This window comes from Streptomyces phaeofaciens (assembly GCF_014648915.1).
GTDB classification, from domain to species: domain Bacteria; phylum Actinomycetota; class Actinomycetes; order Streptomycetales; family Streptomycetaceae; genus Streptomyces; species Streptomyces phaeofaciens.
This window is the reverse complement of record NZ_BMSA01000002.1, coordinates 433,077-457,795: the sequence shown is the minus strand read 5'-3', so window position 1 is coordinate 457,795 and position 24,719 is coordinate 433,077. Positions and strand designations below refer to the sequence as shown.

Genomic DNA, 24,719 nt, shown 5'->3' with positions numbered 1-24,719 from the left:
TCACTTCCCAAGTCGGACCTCGTCGCCGACCGGTTGCCGCCCGAACGCAAGGGTGGCGCAGATCACAGCGAGGGCCATGCCGCCGAGCAGGAAGAGATAGGAGCCTCCTCCCGCGCCGAACAGGAAGTCTCCCTCGGGCCGGCCGGCGGTGAGCACGACGACGCCGATCATCCAGCCCGCGGCGGGCGCGACGGCCCCGCCCCGGCTGCCGAGCGCCCGTGCGCCGCCGAGGAAGAGGCCGGCCGCGCCGAGGAGCGCGAGCAGCAGTCCGCCGGGGAACCAGCCGGCCTGGACGAGCGCCCCGGCCAGTCCGGTGACCGCGCCGAGCAGGAGAAGTCCGACGTAGGCGACGAGCCGTCCGGCGGGGGGCCGCCGGAGGGGCTGGGCGAGCATCGAGCCGCGGTCCGACATCAGACCCCCTCCTCAATGCCGGCGAACAGGTCGGTCTCCCGGTTCCCGCCGGTCTCCGGGCTCCCGCCGGCCTCCCCGTCGCGACCGGGCGGGCGACCGGTTTCCCCGCGCACGAGTTGGTAGTACTCGGTGGTGAACAGGGGCTGGGCCAGCTCGTTGGAGAGCGCGAAGTGGCGCTCGTCCGGGGCGACCTCGATCTGGGTGGCGTGCGCGCGCATCGCGGCGGCCTTGGCGGCGGCGTACGCGGCGCCGTCGATCTCGGTGGTGATCAGCTCGTCGTCCACCACGCCGGGCACGTCGGAGACGGCGGCGCTGCGGGCGAAGGGCAGACCGGGCAGCTCCTGGCGGAGCCGGTCGAAGGCGGCCTCGGCGACGGAGCGCGGGACGCGGTTGAGGTAGACCTTGGGGACCGTCCACCCGGCGTCCGCGGCGCGCTCCACGGCACGCAGGGCGACCCGGTGGGCCTGGATGTGGTCGGGGTGGCCGTAGCCGCCGTTGTCGTCGTACGCCACGACGACCTGGGGCCGGACCTCCAGGACGACCTCGGCGAGCGAGGCGGCGGCCTCGTCGACGTCGGCCTGCCAGAAGCAGCCGGGGTCGTCGTTGTCGGGGATGCCCATCATCCCGGAGTCGGCGTAGCGGCCCGCGCCGCCGAGCAGCCGGAAGTCGGTGACGCCGAGACCGGCCAGGGCGTCGGCCAGCTCACGCAGGCGGTGTTCGCCCAGGGCCGCACCCGTCAGGTGCCGCAGCTCCGGCGGGATGACCTCGCCGCGTTCACCGAGGGTGCAGGTGACCAGGGTCACATGGGCACCCTCGGCCGCGTAGCGGGCCATGGTCGCGCCGTTGTTGATCGACTCGTCGTCCGGGTGCGCGTGCACCAGCAGCAGACGCCGGGCGGGCAGTTCCGTCATGGGGCCAACCCTACGAGGCAGGACTACCTCGCCGACGCAGGGGCAGACGCAGGAACGGCACGCGTCAGAACTTGATGCTGCCGATCATGCTCGCCACGCTCGTGGTGAGGTCGCTGATCGTCGGCGCGATCGTCGAGGACGCGAGATAGAAGCCGAGCAGGATGCAGACAACCGCGTGACCGCCCTTCAGGCCTGACTTCTTGATCAACAAGAAGACGATGATCGCCAGCAGCACCACCGCCGAAATCGAGAGTGCCACGGCGGCTCACCTCCAAGAACCCGGGAACGTGGGGGAAAACAGAGCGAGGGAACTTGTCCATCCGTACAACTGCCAGCAGGTTCATACCCACACAGCGCTAGTGATCATAACTATGAGTGCGTGCGCATCTCTCGGCGCACAGCCGCACAAGGGGGCGCATGGCCAATATGGTCGGGGGATGACGAACGAGTCCGACTCCTTCCCCCGCCGGCACGCCCGCACCCAGCGTTTCTCGCTCGGCGCGCCGCGTTCGTTCACGGTGGCCCCCGACGGCTCCCGGGTCGCGTTCCTGCGGTCCGGATCCGGTACGGACCGCGCCAACTCGCTGTGGGTGCTCGACCCGGCGGACGGCACCGAGCGCCTGGCCGCCGACCCGCACACCCTCCTGGGCGGCGCCTCGGAGGACCTCTCGGCCGAGGAGCGGGCGCGCCGTGAACGCAGCCGCGAGGGGGGTGCCGGGATCGTCGGCTACGCCACCGACGAGGCCGTGGAGCTGGCGTCTTTCGCCTTGTCAGGGCGGCTTTTCACGGCCGAGCTGCGGGCCGGGACGGCACGTGGGCTGGCCGTCCCGGGGCCGGTGATCGACCCCCGTCCGTCCCCCGACGGGCGGCTCGTCGCGTATGTCTCGGGGGGCGCCCTGCGGGTCGTCGGCGCCGAGGGCGAGGGCGACCGGGCGGTGGTGGAGCCCGAGTCCGCGTCGGTTTCCTATGGATTGGCCGAGTTCATCGCGGCCGAGGAGATGGGGCGTTCGCGGGGTTTCTGGTGGGCTCCGGAGTCGGACCGGCTGCTCGTCGCGCGCGTGGACGACACGCCGGTGGAGCGGTGGTGGATCTCCGACCCCGCCCAGCCGAAACGTGACCCACAACACGTGCCGTATCCGGCTGCCGGGACGGCCAACGCGGAGGTCCGGCTCTTCGTGTTCGGCCTCGGCGGGGTGCGCACGGAGGTCGTCTGGGACCGGGCACGCTATCCGTATCTGGCGCGAGTGCACTGGTCAGGGGCGGGTGCGCCACTGCTGCTCGTACAGGCGCGCGACCAGCGCAGCCAGCTCTTCCTCGCCGTGGACACCGACACCGGGGCGACCCGGATGGTGCACGCCGACGAAGATCCGATTTGGCTGGATCTTTTCCCTGGAGTGCCGTGCTGGAGCCCCTCCGGACGGCTGGTGCGGATCGCCGACGAGGGGGGCGCCCGGGTTCTCGCGGTGGGCGAACGACCCCTGACCGGGGCGCAGTTGCACGTGCGGGCGGTGCTGGACGTCACGGCGGACGACGTGCTGGTCGCGGCCTCGGCCGGCGAGGACGCGGAACGCCCGGAAATCGGCGAGGTCCATGTCTACCGGGTCAACGAACTGGGGGTCGAGCGCATCTCCCAGGAGCCCGGTGTGCACTCGGCGGTGCGGGCCGGGGGCGTGACCGTCATGGTGTCGGCGGTACCGGACCGGCCGGGGAGCGTGGCGCGGGTGCTGCGCGAGGGGAAGAAGCCCGTGACGGTCCGGTCGCATGCGGAAGATCCCGGTCTGTCCCCGCGCGTGGTGCTCACCGAGGGGGGCGCACGGAGGATCCCGTGCGCCGTGCTTATGCCTACGGACTACCCCGGTGACACCTCGCAGCACCCGGCACCCCTGCTGCCCGTCCTGCTCGACCCCTACGGCGGCCCCCACGGCCCCCGGGTGCTCGCCGCGCACAACGCGCACCTCACCTCGCAGTGGTTCGCCGACCAGGGCTTCGCGGTGGTGGTCGCCGACGGGCGGGGCACCCCGGGCCGCTCCCCCGGCTGGGAGAAGGCGGTCCACCACGACTTCACGGTCAGCCTGGACGACCAGATCGAGGCGCTCCAGGACCTCGCGAAGAGCCATCCCCTGGACCTCGGCCGGGTGGCGATCCGCGGCTGGTCCTACGGCGGCTGGCTGGCCGGCCTCGCGGTGCTGCGCCGCCCCGACGTCTTCCACGCCGGCATCGCCGGCGCCCCGGTGACCGACTGGCGGCTGTACGACACCCACTACACCGAGCGCTATCTCGGCGACCCGGCGGCGCATCCGGAGTCGTACGCGCGGAGTTCGCTCGTCACCGACGAGGGGCTCTCGGCGCCCGCCGAGCCGCACCGGCCGCTGATGATCGTGCACGGGCTGGCCGACGACAACGTGGTGGTCGCCCACGCCCTGCGGCTGTCCTCCGCGCTGCTGTCCGCCGGCCGGCCGCACGAGGTGCTGCCGCTGTCCGGCGTCACTCACATGACCCCGCAGGAGCAGGTCGCGGAGAACCTCCTGCTGCTCCAGGTGGACTTCCTGAAGCGGTCCCTGGGGATGGCGTAGGCCCGGTCCGGGCCGGGCAACGGGCCGGGGCGACATGGCGCGCCCCGGCCCGTTTACGGCACCCGCACGGCCGTACGCTGTTCAGCCTGACGCGTCCGTATATCGGAATCGGGTCAGTCAAGTTGCCTGCGTGTTAACGCGGTTGGTGTACGAATGTGCGGCTATGGGCCCTCCTTCCCAAGATCGTCCGTCGGTCCGGGAGGCCGCTGCCCGGGCGGGACCACCCGCTTCTCCTCCGCGAAATGGCATGCCGAATCGTGCGCGGCCGGCCCGCTCACGCGCCGGAACTCCTCCGGCACAGCAAGCAGCGGCACCTCCCGCGTGCACCGCTCCTGGGCCTTCCAGCAGCGGGTGCGGAAGCGGCAGCCGGAGGGGATGTTCGTCGGGGACGGGACGTCACCCGCCAGGATGATCCGGTCCCGCTGCTCGCGCGCCTCCGGGTCCGGCACGGGCACCGCGGAGAGCAGCGCCTGGGTGTAGGGGTGGGTGGGATGGTCGTAGATCTCGGCGTCCCTGCCGATCTCCACGATCCGCCCGAGGTACATCACCCCGACCCGGTCCGAGATGTGCCGGACGATCGACAGGTCGTGCGCGATGAAGAGGTACGACAGCTCGAACTCGGCCTGGAGCCGGTCGAGGAGGTTGATCACCTGGGCCTGCACCGAGACGTCCAGGGCGGACACCGGTTCGTCGGCGACGATCACCTCGGGGCGCAGCGCCAGCCCGCGCGCGATGCCGATGCGCTGGCGCTGGCCGCCGGAGAACTGGTGCGGATAGCGGTTGATGTACTCGGGGTTGAGCCCGACGACGTCCAGCAGTTCCCGGACCCGCGCCCGCCGGTCGCCCTTGGGTGCCACCTCGGGGTGGATCTCGAACGGCTCCCCGATGATGTCGCCGACCGTCATCCGGGGGTTGAGGGAGGTGTACGGGTCCTGGAACACCATCTGGATGTTGCGGCGGACGGTCCGCAGGGCCTTCCCCGACAGCTTGGTGATGTCCTCGCCCTTGTAGCGGATCCGCCCTTCGGTCGGCCGCTCCAGGTTGACCAGCATCTTGGCGACCGTGGACTTGCCGCAGCCGGACTCGCCCACGATGCCGAGGGTCTCGCCGCGGCGGAGCGCGAAGTCGACGCCGTCGACGGCCTTCACCGACCCGACCTGCTTCTTGAAGAGGATGCCCTGGGTCAGCGGATAGTGCTTGACCAGCCCGCTGACCTCCAGGATCGGCTCAGTCATGCAGGCACTCCCTCCAGAAGTGGCAGGCGCTCCTGCGTTCGCCGGAGACCTCGTACAGGGGCGGTACGTCCGTCCGGCAGACGTCCTGGGCCATCGGGCAGCGCGGGTTGAAGGCGCAGCCGGGCGGGATGTTCATGAGGTTGGGCGGCAGCCCCTTGATGGCGTAGAGCTCCTGGCCCTTCTGGTCGAGACGGGGGATGGAGTCGAGCAGGCCGCGGGTGTAGGGGTGCGCCGGGGCCTTGTAGATGTCGTGGACGGGTGCCGACTCGACGATCCGGCCCGCGTACATCACCGCGATGCGGTCGGCGACGTCGGCGACCACGCCGAGGTCATGGGTGATGAGGATGAGCCCCATGTGGTACTCGCGCTGGAGCTCCGCGAGCAGGTCCATGACCTGGGCCTGGACGGTGACGTCGAGGGCGGTGGTGGGCTCGTCGGCGATGATGAGGGCCGGCTCCAGGGCGAGCGCCATGGCGATCATGATGCGCTGGCGCATGCCGCCGGAGAACTGGTGCGGGTAGTCCTTGACCCGCTCCCGCGCCGCCGGGATGCGGACGTGGTCCATCAGCTCCACGGCCTTCGTCCGCGCGTCCTTGCGGGACATGCCCCGGTGCACCACGAACATCTCGCCGAGCTGGTCGCCGACCGAGAGCACCGGGTTCAGGGAGGACAGCGCGTCCTGGAAGATCATCGCCATCTCGGCGCCGCGGACCTTGCGCCGTTCGTCCTCCTTCAGCTTCAGCAGGTCCCGGCCCTGGAACAGGATCTCGCCGCCGGTGATCCGCCCCGGCGGGATGTCGAGGATCCCCATGACCGCCTGCGCGGTGACGGACTTCCCGGACCCGGACTCGCCGAGCACCGCGAGGGTCTCCCCCGCGTCCACGGCGTAGCTCACCCCGTTGACCGCCTTGGCGATCCCGTCCCGGGTCCGGAACTCCACCTGGAGGTCACGCACTTCGAGCAGCATCCGCCCCTCACCTCAGCTTCGGGTCGAGGGCGTCGCGGACCGCGTCGCCGAGCATGATGAAGGCCAGGACGGTGACCGCGAGCGCGCCCGAGGGCCACAGGAGGGCGTGGGGGGCGTTGCGGATGTAGGGGGAGGCGGCGGAGATGTCGATGCCCCAGGAGACGCGGGGTGGTTTGAGGCCGACGCCGAGGTAGGACAGGGTCGCCTCCAGGGAGATGTAGGTGCCGAGCGCGATGGTCGCCACGACGATCACGGGGGCGACGGCGTTCGGGGCGATGTGCCGCAGCAGGATCCGGGAGTTGGAGGCGCCGAGGGCGCGGGCGGCCTGGACGTAGTCGTTCTGCTTGGCGGTGATGACCGAGCCGCGGGCGATCCGGGAGATCTGGGGCCAGCCGAGCAGCACCATGAACCCGATGACCGGCCAGATCGTATTGCTGGTCACCACGGAGAGGAGGACCAGACCGCCGAGGACGACCGGGATCGCGAAGAAGATGTCGGTGATCCGGGACAGGACCGAGTCCCCGGCGCCCCCGAAGAACCCGGCCAGACCGCCGAGCACACTGCCGAGAAGGGCCACGCCGAGCGTGGCGCAGACGCCGACCGAGACGGACGTACGGGCGCCGTAGACCGTACGGGTGTAGACGTCGCAGCCCTGGCCGTCGAAGCCGAACGGGTGACCGGGCTGGGAACCCTCCTGGGCCTTGGCGAGGTCGCACTTGAGGGGGCTCATCCAGGTGATGGCCCCCGGCCACAGCGAGATGAAGACCAGGAACAGGATGATCAGGCCGGAGACGATGAAGACCGGGTTGCGGCGCAGGTCGCGCCAGGCGTCGGACCACAGGGAGCGCGGCTTCTCCGCGGGTCCGGTGCCGAGCGGTCCCCCCGGCGTCTTCTCCAGGCTCTCGCCCTCCGCGGTGGCCAGGTCCATCGTCCCGCCCGCGCCGGTGTCGGCGATGGCGCCCTCCTGCGGGGTGCGGGCCGGTCCCGGCACATGCGCGTCGGGCAGGCGCGGCTCCGGCTCCGGCGTCGGCTCAGGCATAGCGGATCCTCGGGTCGAGTACGGCGTAGAGGAGGTCGACGAGGAGGTTGGCCACCAGGAACACCAGCACCAGAACGGTCACGAAGCCCACCACCGTCTGGGTGTTCTGGCGGAGGATGCCCTGGTAGAGCTGGTAGCCGACACCGTGGATGTTGAAGATGCGCTCGGTGACGATCGCGCCGCCCATCAGGGCGCCGATGTCGGTGCCGATGAAGGTGACCACGGGGATCAGGGAGTTGCGCAGCAGGTGCCGGGTGACGACCCGGCGGTGCGGCAGCCCTTTGGCGACGGCGGTACGGACGTAGTCGGACCGCTTGTTCTCGGCGATGGAGGTCCGGGTGAGGCGGGTGACGTAGGCGAGGGAGACCGAGGCCAGCACCAGGCCGGGCACGATCAGCTCGCCGAAGGTGGCGTCGGTGGAGACCGACGGTTTGATCCACCCCCACTCGACCCCGAGCAGCAGCTGGAGCAGCAGACCGGTGACGAAGGTGGGGACGGAGATCACCACGAGGGTGAGCAGCAGGACGCTGGTGTCGACCGGGCGGCCCCGGCGCAGGCCGGTGACCACGCCGAGGGTGATGCCGATGACGATCTCGAAGAAGATGGCGACGAGGGTCAGCCGGATGGTGACCGGGAACGCCGTCGCCATCAGCTCGGTGACCGGCTGGCCGTTGAACGCCGTACCGAAGTCTCCGGTGAAGACGTTCCCCATGTAGGTCAGGTACTGCTGCCAGACGGGCTTGTCGAGGCCGAACTCCTTCTCCAGCTGGGCGGCGGTCGCCGGGTCGCACTGGCGGTCGCCGCACAGGCCCGCGATGGGGTCGCCCATCACGTTCACCATCAGGAAGATCAGCAGCGTGGCCCCGATGAACACCGGGATCATCTGGAGCAGACGCCGGATCACATACCGGCCCATGGCGGGTCAGCCGACCTTGATCTCTTCGTACACCGGGACGGAGAACGGGTTGAGGCGGACGTCCGAGAGCCGCTCGGCGTAGCCGGCGCTGCCGTTCTGGTACCAGAGGGGGATGGCCGCCATGTTGTCCCGGACGACCTCCTCGGCCTGCTGGAAGGTCTTGACGGCCTCGGCGATGTCGGTCTCGGCGTTGGCCTTGTCGACGAGGCTGTCGAAGTCCTCGTTGGACCACTTGCCGTCGTTGGAGGAGGCGTTGGTGTAGTAGAGCGGCTGGAGGAAGTTCTGGATGAGCGGGTAGTCCATCTGCCATCCCGCCCGGAACGGGCCGGTCATCTTCTGGTCGCCGATCTGGGAACGGAAGTCGGCGAAGGTGCCGACGGGGTTGCCGACGCAGGCCTTCTCGTTGTCGAGGGCGTTGTTGATGGAGTTGCAGACCGCGTCGACCCACTGTTTGTGGGATCCGGTGTCCGCGTTGTATGTGATCTTGACCTGGCCGCCCGGCAGTCCGCCGCCCTCCTCGATCAGCTTCTTGGCCTCCTCGGGGTCGTAGTCGCAGGCGTCCCCGCAGAAGCCCTCCTTGAAGCCGCCCTCCTCGCCGAGCACCGGGGAGGTCCAGTCGGTGGCGGGGGTGCGGGTGTCCTGGAAGATCGTCTTGGTGATCTGGTCGCGGTCGATCGCCCGGGAGAGTCCGGTGCGGACCTTGTCGGAGCCGCTCTTGTTCCAGTCCGGGTCGTAGAAGGGGAAGGCCAGGGTCTGGATGATGCCGGCGGGGGTGTTGAGGTAGCGGTCGCCGAGGTCGTTCTCGACGTTCTTGAGCTGGGCGGCGGGCACGTCGTCGACCAGGTCGAGGTTGCCGGCGATGAGGTCGGTGTAGGCGGTGTTGTTGTCGGTGTAGACCTTCAGGGTCACGCCGCCGTTCTGCGCCTTGTCCTCACCGGGGTAGCCGTCCCACTTCTTCAGGACCATCTGGGACCCCTTGGTGTAGGAGTCGATCGCGTACGGCCCGTTTCCGACAGGTTTCTTCAGCCAGCCGGCGTGGTCGGTGAAGAAGGTCTGGGGCAGCGGGGCGAAGGCGGCGTAGCCGAGGGTGTCGGGGAACGACGAGAACTTCTGCTTGAGCTTCACCGTGAAGGTCATCTCGTCGACGATCTTCAACCCGGAGAGGGTGCCGGCGCTCGGCGCGCTGCCGTCGTCGGGGTGGGTCTTGGTGTAGCCGTCGATGTACTCGAAGAAGTAGGCGTTCTTCTGGTTGTTCTTCAGTCCGGCGCCGTAGTTCCAGGCGTCGACGAACGACTTCGCCGTCACTTTCTCGCCATTGCTGAAGGTCCAGCCGTCCTTGACGGTGATGGTGAAGTTCTGCGAGTCCGTGGTGTCGATCTTCTCGGCGAGCCAGTCCTCGGCCGCGGCGGTCTCCGGGTTGTACCGCTTGAGACCGCGGAAGATCATGCTGAGCACCTTGCCGCCCTGCACCTCGTTGGTGTTCGCGGGTTCCAGCGGGTTCTGCGGGTCACCCCAGGAGGAGCTCAGCGTCGCGCCGCCGTCGCCCCCGCCGCCTCCGCTGTCGCTCCCCCCGCCGCAGGCCGTCGCCACGAGGGCGACGGCCGCCGCGCATGCGACCCACTTGGCGTGCGTGGCTCCACGCATGGATGCCTCCTCTTGCTTGCTCTTTACCTGGGCGCCGTGCCGACCGGACCGAAGCACTGATCCTTTATCGGCCAATATCGAGGCAATCGGCATGTATCGCATGCCCACCGCGCCCGTTCGGCGGCCGTTGGGGGGATATGACCACCGTGGCGCGAAAGTGATCGACTCCGGATGCAACTTGCTGCTGGGGGGTCGAAAAGGATCTTCTGCGCAGGTCACAATGGATCTTGGAGGCCGGGCGCAACGGATCACCGGCATCCGATGCGGAACCGTTGGATTGTGACCCTGAGATGTACGCATTCCGACACTGAGGCGTCCGCATATCGAACTCGTTGGCCGTTTTGCCCGGTTGGTCCGAGTTCGGACACGGAACGATTACGGCGCGCTACACGCGTAGCTACGGTTCGATCAAGCAGAGGTAAAGAAGGTAAAGAGAAGACCAAGGCAGACCAGAATTTATTGACCTTGAACGAATTGCGTTGAAAAAGTCCCGCGTAGCCCGTAGGGGAGTGCCCTGCGGAGTCATCAGACCCTCCCTTGGGCCAGGAGCACCATGACCCCCCCAACTCCATCAGCGGCTGCCCCGCTTGAGGTGACCGACGAGAGCGCCGAGAAGTCGACGCCTTCCGACGTCCCGAAGGTCAGCGAAGGCCGCTCACCCGGACGGCTGGCGTGGAACCGCTTCAAGCGGGACCGCACGGGCGTCATGTCCGCGTGCATCGTGGGCTTCTTCTTCGTGATCGCCGTCGCCGCTCCGCTGATAGCCAAGCTGTACGGCAAGGACCCCTACACCACGTACGCCAGCGAGCGTCCCGAGCTGCTGAACCCCTTCGCCTACCCGTCAGGCCCGAACGGCGGCATGAGCTCCGAGTTCTGGTTCGGCATCGAACCCCAGCTGGGGCGCGACGTCTTCACCTTCCTGCTCTACGCGATCCGCAACTCGCTGGGCATCGCGCTCGCCGCCACCGTCCTCACCGTGGTCCTCGGCGTGGTCATCGGTACCACCGCGGGCTACCTCGGCGGCAAGACGGACTATCTCGTGGGCCGGGTCATCGACATCCTGCTGTCGTTCCCCTCCACGCTCTTCTTCATCGCCTTCATGCCGGTCGTGTTCGGGCTCTTCGTCGCCCCCGACGAGGAGATCCCGACCTGGCTGCGGGCCACAGCTCTGATCATCGTCCTCGCCGCCTTCGGCTGGGCGTCCATCGCCCGACTGCTGCGCGGCCAGGTACTGGGCCTGCGTGAACGGGAGTTCGTCGAAGCCGCGAAGGTCACGGGTGCATCACCGGGGCGTATCGTCTTCAAGGAGCTGCTGCCCAACCTGTGGACGCCGATCATCATCCAGACCACGCTGATGCTCCCGGCGTACGTCACCGCTGAGGCTGGTCTCGCCTTCCTCGGAGTCGGCATGATCGACCCGACCCCGGACTGGGGCGTCATGATCGCCCGGGGTGCAAGTTTCTACACCGAGGACCTCACCTTCATGCTCTTCCCGGGCCTGGCCATGGTGATCTTCGTCCTCGCGTTCAACCTGCTCGGCGACTCGGTGCGTGACGCACTCGACCCCAAGTCCAAGCGCTAGCACCGGCCGTCTTCAGGACCACGGCAAGGACGCCGGGGTGCCGGATCTCTCTCATCACTCCCACTTCAAGGCAGGCAGCATGTCCTTCTCGCGCAGAAACTTCCTCATCGCCACCGGCGTTGCCGCGGCGTCGACGTCGGTGCTGAGCGCCTGCAGCAGCGGCAGCGAGGGAGGCTCCTCGCAGGACAAGGCCCCCAAGGTCACCGGGGCCAAGACCGTCGAGATCCCGGTCGGCACCAAGGCCGACTCCACCGGTCCGGCCGCCGAGGTCCCGGGCGCGGTCAAGGGCGGGACGATCTACTCGCTCCAGCAGTTCGACATGGACCACATGGACCCGGGTCAGATCTACGTCTCGACCGAGGCCGCCATCACCGTGCCGATCATGCGCGGTCTGACCGGCTACAAGCTGGACGCCAAGGGCAACGCCACCCTGGTCGGCGACGCCGCGACCGACGCCGGCACCATGAAGGACGGCGGCAAGACCTGGACCTTCACGCTGAAGGACGGTCTGAAGTGGGAGGACGGCGCCGAGATCTCCTCGGACGACCTCCGCCACACCTTCGAGCGCCTCTTCGCCACCTTCATCACCGAGGGTCCGCGCTACGTCCAGGACTTCCTGGTGGGCGGCGACAAGTACAAGGGCCCGTACGAGGGCAAGAGCCTCGACTCCATCGAGATCGACGGCAAGAGCATCACCTTCCGTCTCAAGGAAGCCCGCGCCGACTTCAACTTCACGCTCGCGATGCGCGCGTACTCCCTGGTGCCGAAGAAGCACGACACCAAGGAGAAGTACGACAAGCAGCCGATCTCCTGCGGCCCGTACAAGGTCGAGAGCCGCAACATCGGCAAGTCGATGACCTTCGTGCGCAACGAGCACTGGGACCCGAAGACGGACTCGATCCGCAACGCCTACCCGGACAAGTACCTGTTCCAGATGGGCTACGAGCTGGTGGCGTCGACCGACCGCTGGATCGCGGACAAGGGCACCGACCAGTACGCGGTGCCGATCTTCAACGAGGTCGCGCCCGAGCGCATCGCCCAGGTCCTCACCAGCGCCGAGCTGAAGAAGCGCGTCCTCACCGCGGTCGACACGGTCACCTACTACTGGCCGATCAACATGACCCGGATCAAGGACCTCAAGGTCCGCCAGGCCATCAACTACGCCTGGCCGCACCAGCAGCTCCAGACCATCGGCGGCGGTGCCTACAGCCAGGAGATCGCCACCACGATCTTCGCCCCGGTGACCCCCGGCTACACCAAGTTCGACCTGTACGGCGTGGACAAGAAGCCGGGCGGCGACCCCGCGAAGGCCAAGGCCCTGCTGAAGGAGGCCGGCAAGGTCGGCCAGAAGCTGGTCATCGCCTACCAGCAGTCCGACACCGCGGTGAAGACCGCCGTCGCCATCAAGAACGCGCTGGAGGCGGCCGGCTTCACGGTCGTCAACAAGCAGGTCGACAAGTCGACCTTCTACACCCAGATCGGAAAGGTCGACAACGACTTCGACCTGTTCGCGGCCGGCTGGAGCCCGGACTGGCCGAACGGTTACTCGCAGTTCTACCCCTGCTGGAGCGGCAAGAACATCGGCGACGGCCGCAGCAACTACGCCCAGCTGAACGACCCGAGCGTCAACAAGGCCATCGACGCGGCCTCCCAGATCGCGGACGTGGAAGAGGCCAACAAGGCCTGGGGCAACATCGACAAGATGATCATGGAGCTGGCCGCGGTCGTCCCGGACTACCACAAGATCCGGAACTACCTGTACGGCTCCAAGGTCGGCAACGTCATCTGGGACAGCGCCAACACCTGCGTCGCGCTCACCAAGCTCTACGCCAAGAAGTAAGCGCACGTCCCCCGGGGGTGGCCATCACCATGGCCACCCCCTGTGGTCCACCCCCCTCTCCTTACCGCGGCGACGGCGCCCCGTCCGGAAAGTCACGCCTCATGTTCCGCTTCCTAGTCCGCCGAGTCATCGGCGCCATGGTCATTCTGTTGATCATCAGCGCCATCACCTTCTGGCTCTTCTACGCCGTGCCGCGTGACCCCGCCATGATGTCCTGCGGCAAGAACTGCACGCCCGAGAACCTCGCGCAGATCCGGAAGAACCTGGGCATCGACCACTCCATCCCGGTGCAGTACTGGTACTGGCTGAAGGGCGTCTTCGTCGGCCGCGACTACGCCGGTTACGGGTACTGCGACGCGCCCTGCTTCGGCTACTCCTTCGCCAACAACGTGCCGGTCTTCGACACGATCATGGACCGCCTGCCGACGACGCTCTCGCTCGCCTTCGGCGCGGCCGCCGTCTTCCTGGTCCTCGGTGTCGGCGCGGGCATGCTCGCGGCCCTCAAGCAGGGCAAGTTCCTGGACAAGTTCGCCAGCTCGGCGTCGCTGCTCGGCTCGTCGCTGCAGATCTACTTCGTCGGCTACATCGCGATGTACTACTTCGTCGCACAGCTGGGATGGCTCGACCAGCCGTCGTGGACCCCCTTCTCCGACGACCCGGTCGCCTGGTTCTCCGGACTCCTGCTGCCCTGGCTGGTCCTGGCGATCATCTTCACCGCCAACTACACCCGGATGACCCGCTCGCAGCTCGTGGAGCAACTGAGCGAGGACTACGTCCGTACGGCCCGCGCCAAGGGCCTGTCCCGGTCGAACGTGTTCTTCCGGTTCGCCTGGCGCGGCGCGATGGGCCCCATCGTCACGGTGTTCGGCATCGACCTCGGCACGCTGATCGGCGGCGCCATCATCACCGAGCAGACCTTCAGCCTCCCGGGCATCGGCCGGCTCGCGGTGAAGTCCGTGGACCAGAGCGACCTGCCCATGCTGCTCGGTGTGACCCTCCTGGCCGCCGGCGCGATCGTGTTCTTCAACATCATCGTCGATGCCGTCTACGCCCTCATCGACCCGCGGATCCGGCTCGCCTGACCTCCGCCAGCCCCCTACCTCTCGCATCACCCCCCAGGAGCGTCCCCGTGACGAGCACCGATCAGCAGCCCTTCCTCTCCGTCAGGGATCTGAAAGTCCACTTCTCCACCGAGGACGGCATCGTCAAGGCCGTCGACGGGCTCTCCTTCGACCTGCTGAAGGGCAAGACGCTCGGCATCGTGGGCGAGTCGGGCTCCGGCAAGTCGGTCACCAACCTGGCCATCCTGGGTCTGCACGACCGCGACCGCACGGCGATCGAGGGCGAGATCCTGCTGGACGACAAGGAGCTGCTGACCGCCTCCGAGAAGCAACTGGAGAAGCTCCGCGGCAACAAGATGTCGATGATCTTCCAGGACGCACTGGCCTCGCTGTCGCCGTACCACACGATCGGCAAGCAGATCGCCGAGACGTACCGCAAGCACACCGGCGCCTCCAAGAGCGCGTCGCGTGCCCGGGCGATCGAGATGCTGAAGCGGGTCGGCATCCCGCAGCCGGAGACCCGGGTGGACGACTACCCGCACCAGTTCTCCGGCGGTATGCGCCAGCGCGCGATGATCGCCATGGCGCTGGTCTGCGACCCGGAACTGCTGATCGCCGACGAGCCGACCACCGCGCTCGACGTGACCGTGCAGGCGCAGATCATGGACCTGCTGAAGGACCTCCAGAAGGAGTTCGGCACCGCGATCATCTTCATCACCCACGACCTGGGGGTGATCGCCGACATCGCCGACGACGTGCTGGTGATGTACGGCGGCCGGTGTGTGGAGCGCGGCACCAAGAGGGAGGTGCTGAAGAACCCGCAGCACCCCTACACGCTGGGCCTGCTCAGCTCGATGCCGAGCCTGGACCACCCGGTCGACGTGCCGCTCAACCCGATCCCGGGCTCGCCGCCCTCGCTGCTGAACCCGCCGTCGGGCTGCCGCTTCCACCCGCGGTGCACCTTCGCCGACAAGGTCGAAGGGGGCCTGTGCTCCAAGGAGCAGCCGCTCCTGGAGATCACGGACGGCCGCGGCTCCGCCTGCCACCTGACCGCCGACCAGCGCGGTGAGTACTTCTCCGACCTCGCCGGCAGCGCCGCGAACTGACGTACAAGAGACGGGATTTCACCACCATGAGCAGCACCACTCCCCTCCTGGACGTCTCCGGGCTCACCAAACACTTCCCGATCAAGGGCGGCTTCCCGATCCGGCGTACGGTCGGTGCCGTGCAGGCGGTCGACGGGCTGGACTTCCAGGTCCACGCGGGCGAGGCCCTCGGTCTGGTCGGCGAGTCCGGCTGCGGCAAGTCGACGACGGGCCGGCTGATCACCCGGCTGCTGGAGCCCACCGGCGGGACGATCACCTACCAGGGCAAGGACATCACCCACGCCGGGCGCAAGCAGCTGGCGCCGGTGCGGTCCGAGATCCAGATGATCTTCCAGGACCCGTACGCCTCGCTGAACCCGCGCCAGACCGTCGGCAAGATCATCGCCGGTCCGATGGAGATCAACGACATCAACCCGGCGGGCGGCCGCGAGGCGCGCGTACGGGAGCTCCTGGAGATCGTGGGTCTCAACCCCGAGCACTTCAACCGCTTCCCGCACGAGTTCTCCGGCGGCCAGCGCCAGCGCATCGGCGTCGCCCGCGCGCTCGCCCTGGAGCCCAAGCTGATCGTCGCCGACGAGCCGGTCTCCGCGCTCGACGTGTCCATCCAGGCGCAGGTCGTCAACCTGCTCCAGAAGGTGCAGCGGGACCTCGGCATCGCGTTCGTCTTCATCGCCCACGACCTGGCGGTCGTACGGCACTTCTCGCAGCGCGTGGCGGTCATGTACCTCGGCAAGATCGTGGAGATCGCCGACCGTGACGACCTGTACGGCAACCCGCGCCACCCGTACACCCGGGCGCTGCTGTCCGCCGTGCCCGAGGCCACGGTGGAGGACGAGGGCACCCCGGCCCGCGAGCGCATCCGGCTCGCCGGCGACGTGCCCTCCCCCATCAACCCGCCGTCCGGCTGCCGCTTCCGCACCCGGTGCTGGAAGGCCACGGAGAAGTGCGCGACCGAGGCGCCGCCGCTGGTCCAGGTCGAGGGCAACAAGCCCGGCCACCTGACGGCGTGCCACTACCCGGAGACGACGGACGTCAAGGCCACCGTGCCGGCCCCGCGTCTCGCCAAGGACCCCGAGGCGGCGGCCTGACACACCCCTTTACCGTCAGCCGTCTCCTTTCGGAGCGGACTTTCTCGGCCCATTGACCCGAGCCCATGAACGTCCGGTCCAGGGGAAAGAAGGCCCGCGCTCACCCGGCGCGGGCCTTCGCCCGTTTCCGCGGCGCCCCCATGCAGGATCCGTGCACCACCCGAACACCCACCCCGCACAGTGGTGACTCGAGTGGTTCGAGGTACGGGGGTACAGCATGGAGATCCAGCTGCTCGGTTGTGTCGAGGCGCGCACGCGCTCCGGTGACAAGGTGCCGTTGCCGCACGGCACCAGGCTGCTGCTGGCGGCGCTGGCGTGGACGCCCGGGGCGTTCGTGGCGGACGAGACGCTCATCGAGCGGCTGTGGCCGGAGCGGCGGCCGCAGCATCCCCGGGACGCGCTCTACATCCAGGCCACCCGGCTGCGCAAGGCGCTGGGCGCGGGGGTGGGGCTGGCCCGCAGGCGCGGGGGGTACGTCCTGGTGGTCGACGAGCAGAGCGTGGACACCGCCCGGTTCCGCGCGCTGGTGCGGCAGGCCCAGCTGGCCGCGCGCTCCGGGGAGACGGACACCGCGCTCGGGCTGTACGGGCGGGCCCTGGAGCTGTGGCGGGGCGAGCCGCTGTCGGACATCCGTACGGCGTGGGCGGAGTCGGCGCGGGTCGCGCTGCGCCGTGAGCACCGGGAGGCGCTGGTCGCCAGCACGGAGCTGTCGCTGCGCTCGGGCCGGCACGAGGAGTGCCTGCCGCAGCTGCACTGGCTGGCGGAGATGCACCCGTTCGACGAGAAGGTCGCCGGTCTGCTGATGCTCGCCCTGTACCGGTGCGGGCGCCCGGCGGACGCGCTGGACTGCTTCCAGTTGCTGCGGCTGCGGATGACGGACCTGCTGGGCTGCGAGCCGGGAACGGAGCTGCGGGCGCTCCAGGAGCGGATCCTGACCGGCGATCCGCGCCTCGGGGGGCGTGCCGCCTTCGCGGCGAGCGTCTGAGCGGAGCCCGGGCCGGCCGCTCGCCCCGGTCAGCCGTCGAAGTGTTCCGTCAGGTACAGGGTGAGGCGGGACTCCGCGTCCTGGGGGAGGTCGCCCTCGCGGTGGTGGCGGCGTGGGGGGCCGAGCGGTGGGGAGCCGAGGGCGCTGAACAGGGCCGTGGCCTCCTGCCGGGCGGCCTCGGCGGCGTCGGTGTCGTCCAGGGCCTGGTGGGCCTCGGCGAAGGCGAGCACGGCCCGGGCCTGGATCAGCCGCTGTCCGGAGGTGCGGGCGAGGGCCGCGGCCCAGGTCGCCGCGTCCCTGGCCCGTCCGGGGTCGCCGGCCGCCAGCAGGGTCACGGAGAGGGCGAGATGAACGCGGGGGACGACCACGGGGGTGCCGTCCGCCGCGAGACGCTCGGCCCGCTCCAGGTGGTCCAGGGCCTCGGCGGGCCGGCCGTGGGCGCGGGCCAGCGCGGCGCGCTCCAGGAGCACGTCGACGAGGCCCGCGCGGTGGCCGGTGCGTTCGGCGATCTCGAAGGCGGTGTCGAGGTGGGCGGCGGCCTCGTCGGTGCGGCCCGCGCGCAGTTTCAGCGCGGCGATCCCGGCGAGGCTGTCCACCTGGCAGTTGCGGTTCTCCACCCGCCGGGAGACGGCGAGGGCGTCCTCGTAGGCGAGCAGGGCGCGGTCGTCCTCGCCGGCGTCGGCGCGGACCCGGCCCAGGGTCTCCAGGGCGACCGCCTCGGCGTAGGTGGAGCCGGAGTCGCGGCAGACGAGGAAGCAGGTGCGCAGCGCCGCCGACGCCTCCGCGAAGCGGGCCTGCCGCTGCCGGACCAGGGCGAGGTTCACCAGCGCCATCGCACGGTTGTGGTGGGCGACGTCGCCGATCAGTGCGAGCGCTCCGTCCGCCGCCCGCTCGGCCGCGTCGAGGCGGCCCAGGGCGAGGTTCAGGGACGCCGAGTTGATCAGCATGATCTCCTCGTTCTTGACGTTGCCCAGGGTGCGGTAGAGGGCGAGCGCGCGGTCGTAGCAGGGCAGGGCGCGCAGGGGTTCGCCGAGGAGTTTGAGGGTGACGCCCTTGCCCTGGAGGCTGGCGGCCTCGCCGTACAGCCAGCCGGCCCGGCGGGCCAGTTCCTCGGCCGCCTCGTACTCGGTGAGGGCGCCGCGCAGGTCGCCGTTGCGCCAGCGGGCGTGGCCGACGGACATGAGCATCGCGGACTGGCCCTTCTCGTCGCCGCCGCGTTCGGCGACCTCGCGGGCGAGGGTGGCCAGGCGCATCCAGTCGGAGAGCGGACGGCGGTGGTGGAAGAGGTCCTGGAGGGCGTCCACCAGCCACCATACGAAGGGGGCGGGGCCGTGTTCGGCGGCATGGCCGATCGCGGCGGCGATGTCGTCCCACTCGGCGTCGAACCAGGCGTACGCCTCCTCGGCGGTGCCGAACTCCCGGGGCAGGGAGCCGTGGACGGGATCCGGGCGCCCGCGCATGACGTACAGGCCCGCGGTGGACGCCGCGTTGACGACGCTCTGGAGGTAGTGGTCGAGGACGCGGGTGACGGCGGCCGTGCGCGCCTCGGGGGCGTCCTCGGCGGCGGTGCGGTCGCGGGCGTACTCGTGCACGAGGTCGTGCCAGGCCGGGCGGCCCCGCTCGACGTCGCGCAGCAGGTGGACGCGCTGGGCCAGCCGCAGCAGGTCGCCCGTCTCGGGCTCGCCGAGCCCGGCGGCGGCGGCCGCGGCGGCCGTCGACCGGCCGGTGCCGGGCAGCACCCCCAGGGTGCGGAAGGCGTGCCGGGCGTTCTCGGGCAGCGCCGCGTACGACAGGTCGAGCGCGGCGCGTACGGCGACGGACTCCTCGCCCTCGACGTGCAGCCGGGCCAGCCGGCCGCGGTCGGCGAGGTCGCGGACATAGGCGCGGATGCTGCCGGGGCGCTCGCCGATCCAGGAGCCGGCGACGCACAGCGCGAGCGGCAGGTGGTCGCAGAGTTCGACGAGCCGGGCGGCGGCCTCGGGGTCGGCGGCGACGGCGTCCGCGCCGACCGCGCCGCTGATCAGCTCCAGCGCGGCGGCCTGGTCGAGGACGTCGCAGGACACCCGGTAGGCGCCGTCCAGCGTGACGAGTCCGCTGAGCTTGTCGCGGCTGGTCACCAGGGTCAGCGAGCCCTCGGAGGCGGGCAGCAGCCGGCGTACGTGCGCGGGGTCGGCCACGTCGTCGAGGACGACCAGCATCCGGCGGTCCGCCAGCAGGGTCCGGTACAGCGCGGTCTGCGCCTCGGCGCCGAGCGGGATGTCGCGCGGGGCGCAGCCCAGGCCCTGGAGGAGGAGGGGCAGGGCCTCCTGCGGGGTCATCGGCTCGGCGTTGTCGAAGCCGCGCATGTCGAGGAAGAGCTGGCCGTCGGGGAAGCGGTCGGCGACCCGGTGGGCCCAGTGCAGGGCGAGGGCGCTCTTGCCGACGCCGGCCGGGCCGACGATCAGGGCGAGGGGTTCGGCGGTGTGCAGACAGGAGTCGAGGCGGGCCAGCTCGCCGCCCCGGCCGACGAAACGGCGGGGGGCGGGCGGGAGCTGGCGCGGGACCTGGCGGGCGGGGGCGGCGGCGGGTCTCGGCCGCGGCGGCGGTTCGCCTCCTCCGAGCAGGCGCTGGTGAAGGGCCCGGATCTCGTCGGAGGGCTCCATGCCCAGTTCGTCGACCATCCGGCGGCGCAGCGCGGTGTACAGCTCCAGGGCCTCGGCGCTGCGGCCGTCGCGGTGCAGGGCTCGCATGAGGAGGGCGTGCGGGCGTTCGCGCAGCGGGTGGGCGGCCGTGAGCCGCAGGAGTTCGGCGATGGCCTCCCGGTGGCGGCCGGTCTCGATCTCGGCCTCGGCGAGGACCTCACGGGCCGCGAGGTGCAGTTCGCCGAGGCGTCGCAGTTCGGCCTCGCGGACGGCCGCCTCGGACAGGTCGGACAGCGGTTCGCCCCGCCACAGGGCGAGGGCCTGCTCGCCGCAGCGCCGGGCGGTCGGCCAGTCGGCGGCGGCCGCGGCGCGTGAGCCGTCCCTGATCAGGTCCTCGAAGGCGAGCAGGTCGAGGTCCTCGGGTCCGGCGTGCATCACGTAGCCGGGCCGGCGGGTGGTCAGCAGGTCCTGCCCCGACGGGCCGAGAGCGCGCCGCACCTCGGCGACGAGGGCCCGGACGCGGGCCGCGCCGGCGCCCGGCGGCCGGCCGTCCCACAGGCACTGGATCAGCCGGTCGACGGAGACGACGTGGTTGGCGTGGAGCAACAGGACGGCGCACAGCGCGCGCTGACGCCCGGTGAGCACGACGGTCCGGCCGTCGATCTCCACGTCCAGGGGTCCGAGCAGGCGGAACCGGGGCCGGGGGGTGAGCATTCACAGAACGTAATGCAGTGGGGACGGCCGGGCAACGTCTGCCTTTTCATAGGCGAACCGGAGGGCGGCGCGAGGTCGCTTTTCGGCCAACTCGGCCGTGCCGACTCCGGATAACACCGCAAACTCGGCCGACTCCGCCCCGGAAGCCATGGCCAATACTGCGAATTCCGCACATCCCGCGCGGTGAGCGCCCCGGCCTGCCCCGGCCCGCGCCCTGCCCGCCCTGCCTGCCCTCGCCCCCGTTGCGGGGCGGGCGCCGCGTATCCCCCGTCGGTCGCCCGCCCCACATCACCAGTGTCGAGGGGCACCCTTTCACCGGTCTTTCATCGGCCTTTCCGGCCCCGCGCGCCCCGGCGAGAGCCGAAGCAGAGGCCCTGGGGCGTCTCCCCGAGACGCCCTCTAGACCCCGGTGCTGCCGTCGATCAGCTCGCGCAGGATGTCGAGGTGGCCGTTGTGCCGGGCCGTCTCCTCGACGAGGTGCAGCAGGATCCAGCGGAGGTCGACATGACGGCCGTCCCTGGTCGGGGTCTTCGCGCGGGTGTCGAGGTCGTGCGCGGCGACCAGCTCCCGGTACCGCGCGGCCTGGCCGGCGTACTCGTCCAGCAACTGCGCGAGCGGGAAGTCGGCGGCGATCCGCATCTCACGGTCGGGGTCCTCGTCGGTCCAGGGCCCTTCGTCCTCCTCACCGAGGAACACGACCTGGAACCAGTAGTACTCCACCCAGCGCAGATGGTTGACCAGGCCGCCCGGGGTCATCAGCGGCGAGCCCGGCAGGACCGCGCGGCGGGCGTCCTCGTCGGAGAGGCCCTCGCTCTTGGCTCGGGCGGTGTCACGGGCGTAGTCGAGGAACGTGGTGAGCTGGCTGCGCTCGTCCCACGCGGGAGGCATGTCGTCTGTTCTTGTCATCGCGCAGGAGCATGACCGCTCCGGCGTCCGGCTGTCGAGCGGGAATCACGATGTTGTGGATCTTGTCCTGTGTCACACGGTCCTGTGACACACTGCCGCGGTGGTCGATCATTCGTTCGCGGATCTCGCACTCGCCGCGCTGTACGACACCATCAATCCGTGGGGCCCCGACGACGACTTCTACCTGGACCTGGTGAGATCCGCGGGTTCGGTCCTCGACGTCGGCTGCGGCACGGGCCGGCTGCTCGCGCGGGCCGCGGCGGACGGCCACCCCGGCCGGCTCACGGGCCTCGACCCGGCGGCCGCGATGCTGGTGCAGGCGCGCCGCCGCGCCCCCGGCGTGGAGTGGGTGCTGGGCGACCTGCGGTGCCACCGATGGCAGGGCGACTTCGAGCTGGTCGTGATGACGGGCCACGCCTTCCAGACCCTGCTCGACGACGAGGAACTGCGCACCGCGCTGCGGGCCGTACGGTCGGCGCTCGGCACGGACGGCCGCTTCGTCTTCGAGACCCGCAACCCGGCCGCCCGCGCCTGGGAGGGGTGGACCCCCGACCGGGTCCACGAGGTCACCGACGCCGACGGCCGGACCGTACGGGTGTGGCAGGAAGTCGAAGGCGCAGGCGCAGGCGCAGGCGCCGGCGCGGGCCCGGCCGGTGACCGCGTGACCTTCACGGAGACCTACGACCACACCGAATGGCCCCGCCCCCGCAGCAGCCGGGCCACCCTCCGCTTCCTGTCCCCCGCCCGGCTGACCGGCTTCCTCGCGGAGGCCGGCCTGCGGGTGGCGGAGCGGTACGGGGACTGGGACCGGGGCCCGCTGACGGAGACGAGCCCGGAGATCATCACGGTGGCGACACCGGACCGCTGAGACCCGGCCCCGGCCGGCCGGCGGCGGACGCCTACCCCTCGCCCCCGTCCTCCAGCGCCGCCAGCGCCGGATCGAGCACGATGTCCTCGTCCCGTGCCTCGGTCGTCGGCTCCTCCGGGAAGTGGCAGGCCGTCAGGTGCCCTTCGTGGTTGCCGGAGATCCGGACCAGCGGCGGCTCCTCGGCCGCGCACTTCTCCGCCGCCTTCCAGCACCGGGTACGGAACCGGCAGCCGGACGGCGGGGAGATCGGCGAGGGCACGTCCCCGGCCAGCCGGATCCGCTCCCGCTGCGGCGCGGAGTCCTCGCCGACCGCCACCTCGGGGACCGCGGAGAGCAGGGCGTGGGTGTACGGGTGGCGGGGGCGCGTGTAGATGGAGGTCCGGTCGCCCACCTCGATGATCTTGCCGAGGTACATGACGGCCACACGCTGCGAGAAGTGCCGGACGACGGCCAGGTCGTGGGCGATGAACAGGAACGCGATGTCCAGTTCCCGCTGCACCTGCTGGAGCAGGTTGACCACCTGCGCCTGGATGGACACGTCGAGCGCGGAGACCGGTTCGTCGGCCACGATCAGCTTGGGTTCGAGTGCCAACGCCCGTGCCACACCGATACGTTGCCGCTGTCCGCCGGAGAACTCGTGCGGGAAACGGTTGAAGTGCTCGGGGTTCAGGCCCACGATCTCCAGCAGCTCCCGCACCCGTTTCTCCCGGCCTCCCTCCGGCTCGATCCCGTTGATCTCCATCGGCCCGGAGATGATCTTGCCGACGGTCTGCCGCGGGTTGAGGGAGGAGTAGGGGTCCTGGAAGATCATCTGGATCTCGGACCGGATCGGCGCGAGCTCCCTGCGGGACGCGTGGCTGATGTCCTGCCCCCGGTACGAGACCTTCCCGCCCGTCGGCTCCAGCAGCCGGGTGATCAGCCGGCCGGTCGTCGACTTGCCGCAGCCCGACTCCCCCACCAGCCCGAAGCTCTCCCCGACCGCCACGGTCAGGTCGATGCCGTCCACCGCCTGCACCTGCCCGACCGTCCGCCGGATCGGAAAGCCGCCCTTGACCGGAAAGTGCTTGGTGAGCCCCTCCACGACCAGCAACGGCTCCCGCTCACCGGCCTCGGCCTCGGACCTGCCCTCGGCCTCCCGGGGAGCGGGAAGAACCACATCCTCTTGCGTCACGTGTTCCTCCTACCCCAGCCGGGGCTTGATCTCTTCGACGAAAATGGTCCGCTTCTGGTCTGCCGTCAGATGGCAGGCGGAGGCCCGGTCCGGGGCCAGCAGGGGGCGTTCGTCGACGCAGCGGCCGCCTCCGACACGGTCCTGGAAGGTGCAGCGGGGGTGGAACCGGCAGCCCGAGGGCGGGTTCAGCAGGGACGGCGGGGCGCCGGGGATGGGGGCCAGCGGTGTCGCCGGGTCCGAGTCCAGCCGGGGCATGGAGTTCAGCAGGCCCCAGGTGTACGGGTGCCGGGGCGAGCGCAGCACCTCGTCGACCGTGCCGCGTTCGACCGCGTTGCCCGCGTACATCACCATGATGTCGTCGGCCATGTCGGCGATCACGCCCAGGTCGTGCGTGATGAAGATGATCGCCGAACCGGTGTCCTGCTGAAGGTCCTTGAGCAGGTCGAGGATCTGCGCCTGCACGGTCACGTCGAGCGCGGTGGTCGGCTCGTCGGCGATCAATAGATCGGGATCGCAGACCAGCGCCATCGCGATCATCGCGCGCTGGCGCATACCGCCGGAGAACTGGTGCGGATAGTCCTTCGCCCGCTCCCTGGGGTGGGGGATGCCGACCTTTCCGAGCATCTCCACCGTCCGCTCCCAGGCCGCCTTCCGGGAGGCGCCCCGGTGCTTCATGTACGGCTCGGCGATCTGCCGGCCCACCGTGTAGTACGGGGAGAGCGCGGTCAGCGGGTCCTGGAAGATCATCGCGACCTTGTTGCCGCGGATCCGCTCCAGCTCCGACTCCCGGGCCGTGGTCAGCTCCTGCCCCTCCAGCAGGATCTCCCCCTCGACGGTGGTGAACATCGGGTTGTGCAGGCCCAGGACGGTCAGGTTGGTGACGGACTTCCCGGAACCCGACTCGCCGACGATGCCGAGGGTCTTGCCGCGTTCGAGGTCGAAGGAGAGCCCGTCGACGGCCCCGACGACACCGTCCTCCGTGCGGAAGCTGACATGCAGGTCCCGCACCGAGAGGAACGCGCCCGCGCCGGCCGGTACGGGCGCCCCGGCCTCCTTGGTCACAGTGGTCACGACAGTGCTC

Annotated in this window: 20 protein-coding genes; 8 read left to right on the top strand and 12 right to left on the bottom strand. The window is 70.1% G+C overall.

Translation table 11 applies throughout. The annotated features are described in order from the left end of the window. From IE275_RS05555 to IE275_RS05545, 3 genes are all read right to left on the bottom strand, one after another. Positions 1-411 carry a DUF6113 family protein gene (locus tag IE275_RS05555; protein ID WP_189708139.1) on the bottom strand — a complete coding sequence of 137 codons (411 nt, stop codon included), beginning with the start codon at positions 409-411 and terminating at the stop codon, positions 1-3. After that, a complete protein-coding gene (mshB, locus tag IE275_RS05550; RefSeq protein ID WP_189708137.1) occupies positions 411-1,322 on the bottom strand; it encodes an N-acetyl-1-D-myo-inositol-2-amino-2-deoxy-alpha-D-glucopyranoside deacetylase in 912 nt (303 codons plus the stop codon). Before mshB ends, IE275_RS05555 begins: the two co-directional genes overlap by 1 nt. A 64-nt stretch (positions 1,323-1,386) precedes the next feature. Next, positions 1,387-1,581 carry a hypothetical protein gene (locus IE275_RS05545; RefSeq protein WP_073498771.1) on the bottom strand — a complete coding sequence of 65 codons (195 nt, stop codon included), beginning with the start codon at positions 1,579-1,581 and terminating at the stop codon, positions 1,387-1,389. A 178-nt stretch (positions 1,582-1,759) separates the two neighbouring features. Between IE275_RS05545 and IE275_RS05540 the strand changes: the two genes are divergently transcribed. Then, entirely contained in the window at positions 1,760-3,895 is a 2,136-nt protein-coding gene (locus tag IE275_RS05540; RefSeq protein WP_189708135.1) for a S9 family peptidase, read from the top strand. A 161-nt stretch (positions 3,896-4,056) separates the two neighbouring features. On the opposite strand, the gene IE275_RS05535 is transcribed toward IE275_RS05540, so the two are convergent. From IE275_RS05535 to IE275_RS05515, 5 genes are read right to left on the bottom strand one after another with little or no spacing between them, the layout of a single operon-like run. Further along, positions 4,057-5,130 (bottom strand): ABC transporter ATP-binding protein, encoded by a 1,074-nt coding sequence (locus tag IE275_RS05535; RefSeq protein ID WP_189708133.1) that lies wholly within the window; start codon positions 5,128-5,130, stop codon positions 4,057-4,059. Beyond that, complete coding sequence (locus IE275_RS05530; RefSeq protein ID WP_189708131.1) at positions 5,123-6,097, bottom strand: ABC transporter ATP-binding protein; 975 nt, start codon at positions 6,095-6,097, stop codon at positions 5,123-5,125. Before IE275_RS05530 ends, IE275_RS05535 begins: the two co-directional genes overlap by 8 nt. Positions 6,098-6,104: 7 nt before the next feature. After that, entirely contained in the window at positions 6,105-7,136 is a 1,032-nt protein-coding gene (locus IE275_RS05525) for an ABC transporter permease (protein WP_373299174.1), read from the bottom strand. Then, positions 7,129-8,052: an ABC transporter permease gene (locus IE275_RS05520; RefSeq protein ID WP_189708129.1), complete on the bottom strand. Its 924-nt coding sequence runs from the start codon at positions 8,050-8,052 to the stop codon at positions 7,129-7,131. The genes IE275_RS05525 and IE275_RS05520 overlap by 8 nt, the downstream gene beginning before the upstream one ends. Positions 8,053-8,058: 6 nt before the next feature. Continuing rightward, positions 8,059-9,696, bottom strand: a complete 1,638-nt coding sequence (locus IE275_RS05515; protein ID WP_189708127.1) for a peptide ABC transporter substrate-binding protein — start codon at positions 9,694-9,696, stop codon at positions 8,059-8,061. Between the two features lie 592 nt (positions 9,697-10,288). Here IE275_RS05515 and IE275_RS05510 point away from each other — a divergent pair. From IE275_RS05510 to IE275_RS05485, 6 genes are all read left to right on the top strand, one after another. Then, positions 10,289-11,278 (top strand): ABC transporter permease, encoded by a 990-nt coding sequence (locus IE275_RS05510; protein ID WP_189708125.1) that lies wholly within the window; start codon positions 10,289-10,291, stop codon positions 11,276-11,278. 79 nt (positions 11,279-11,357) lie between these two features. Beyond that, positions 11,358-13,118: an ABC transporter substrate-binding protein gene (locus IE275_RS05505; RefSeq protein ID WP_189708729.1), complete on the top strand. Its 1,761-nt coding sequence runs from the start codon at positions 11,358-11,360 to the stop codon at positions 13,116-13,118. A gap of 101 nt (positions 13,119-13,219) precedes the next feature. Beyond that, positions 13,220-14,200, top strand: coding sequence for an ABC transporter permease (locus IE275_RS05500; RefSeq protein ID WP_189708123.1), 981 nt, complete (start codon positions 13,220-13,222; stop codon positions 14,198-14,200). 47 nt (positions 14,201-14,247) lie between these two features. Then, positions 14,248-15,285 (top strand): ABC transporter ATP-binding protein, encoded by a 1,038-nt coding sequence (locus IE275_RS05495; RefSeq protein ID WP_189708121.1) that lies wholly within the window; start codon positions 14,248-14,250, stop codon positions 15,283-15,285. Between the two features lie 26 nt (positions 15,286-15,311). After that, complete coding sequence (locus IE275_RS05490) at positions 15,312-16,373, top strand: ABC transporter ATP-binding protein (protein ID WP_189708120.1); 1,062 nt, start codon at positions 15,312-15,314, stop codon at positions 16,371-16,373. A gap of 217 nt (positions 16,374-16,590) precedes the next feature. Next, positions 16,591-17,358 (top strand): AfsR/SARP family transcriptional regulator, encoded by a 768-nt coding sequence (locus tag IE275_RS05485; RefSeq protein WP_189708118.1) that lies wholly within the window; start codon positions 16,591-16,593, stop codon positions 17,356-17,358. Positions 17,359-17,387: 29 nt separating this feature from the next. Here IE275_RS05485 and IE275_RS05480 read toward each other — a convergent pair whose 3' ends face one another. Together IE275_RS05480 and IE275_RS05475 are read right to left on the bottom strand one after the other, a co-directional pair. Beyond that, positions 17,388-20,693: an AfsR/SARP family transcriptional regulator gene (locus IE275_RS05480; protein WP_189708116.1), complete on the bottom strand. Its 3,306-nt coding sequence runs from the start codon at positions 20,691-20,693 to the stop codon at positions 17,388-17,390. A 399-nt stretch (positions 20,694-21,092) separates the two neighbouring features. Continuing rightward, positions 21,093-21,599, bottom strand: coding sequence for a DinB family protein (locus IE275_RS05475; RefSeq protein ID WP_189708114.1), 507 nt, complete (start codon positions 21,597-21,599; stop codon positions 21,093-21,095). Positions 21,600-21,699: 100 nt separating this feature from the next. Between IE275_RS05475 and IE275_RS05470 the strand changes: the two genes are divergently transcribed. After that, entirely contained in the window at positions 21,700-22,467 is a 768-nt protein-coding gene (locus IE275_RS05470; protein WP_189708111.1) for a class I SAM-dependent methyltransferase, read from the top strand. Between the two features lie 31 nt (positions 22,468-22,498). Here the strand turns inward: IE275_RS05470 and IE275_RS05465 are convergent, their stop codons facing one another. Then, the gene (locus IE275_RS05465; protein WP_189708109.1) at positions 22,499-23,638 is read right to left on the bottom strand and encodes an ABC transporter ATP-binding protein; all 1,140 of its coding nucleotides are present in this window, start codon (positions 23,636-23,638) and stop codon (positions 22,499-22,501) included. Positions 23,639-23,647: 9 nt separating this feature from the next. After that, positions 23,648-24,709, bottom strand: a complete 1,062-nt coding sequence (locus IE275_RS05460) for an ABC transporter ATP-binding protein (protein ID WP_189708107.1) — start codon at positions 24,707-24,709, stop codon at positions 23,648-23,650. Positions 24,710-24,719: the final 10 nt, after the last annotated feature.

Coding starts and splice junctions, on each gene's coding strand:
- IE275_RS05505 (WP_189708729.1), top strand. CDS start 11,358: ATGTCCTTCTCGCGCAGAAACTTCCTCATCGCCACCGGCGTTGCCGCG.
- IE275_RS05535 (WP_189708133.1), bottom strand. CDS start 5,130: ATGACTGAGCCGATCCTGGAGGTCAGCGGGCTGGTCAAGCACTATCCG.
- IE275_RS05480 (WP_189708116.1), bottom strand. CDS start 20,693: ATGCTCACCCCCCGGCCCCGGTTCCGCCTGCTCGGACCCCTGGACGTG.
- IE275_RS05500 (WP_189708123.1), top strand. CDS start 13,220: ATGTTCCGCTTCCTAGTCCGCCGAGTCATCGGCGCCATGGTCATTCTG.
- IE275_RS05525 (WP_373299174.1), bottom strand. CDS start 7,136: ATGCCTGAGCCGACGCCGGAGCCGGAGCCGCGCCTGCCCGACGCGCAT.
- IE275_RS05515 (WP_189708127.1), bottom strand. CDS start 9,696: ATGCGTGGAGCCACGCACGCCAAGTGGGTCGCATGCGCGGCGGCCGTC.
- IE275_RS05475 (WP_189708114.1), bottom strand. CDS start 21,599: ATGACAAGAACAGACGACATGCCTCCCGCGTGGGACGAGCGCAGCCAG.
- IE275_RS05520 (WP_189708129.1), bottom strand. CDS start 8,052: ATGGGCCGGTATGTGATCCGGCGTCTGCTCCAGATGATCCCGGTGTTC.
- IE275_RS05530 (WP_189708131.1), bottom strand. CDS start 6,097: ATGCTGCTCGAAGTGCGTGACCTCCAGGTGGAGTTCCGGACCCGGGAC.
- IE275_RS05555 (WP_189708139.1), bottom strand. CDS start 411: ATGTCGGACCGCGGCTCGATGCTCGCCCAGCCCCTCCGGCGGCCCCCC.
- mshB (WP_189708137.1), bottom strand. CDS start 1,322: ATGACGGAACTGCCCGCCCGGCGTCTGCTGCTGGTGCACGCGCACCCG.
- IE275_RS05540 (WP_189708135.1), top strand. CDS start 1,760: ATGACGAACGAGTCCGACTCCTTCCCCCGCCGGCACGCCCGCACCCAG.
- IE275_RS05490 (WP_189708120.1), top strand. CDS start 15,312: ATGAGCAGCACCACTCCCCTCCTGGACGTCTCCGGGCTCACCAAACAC.
- IE275_RS05485 (WP_189708118.1), top strand. CDS start 16,591: ATGGAGATCCAGCTGCTCGGTTGTGTCGAGGCGCGCACGCGCTCCGGT.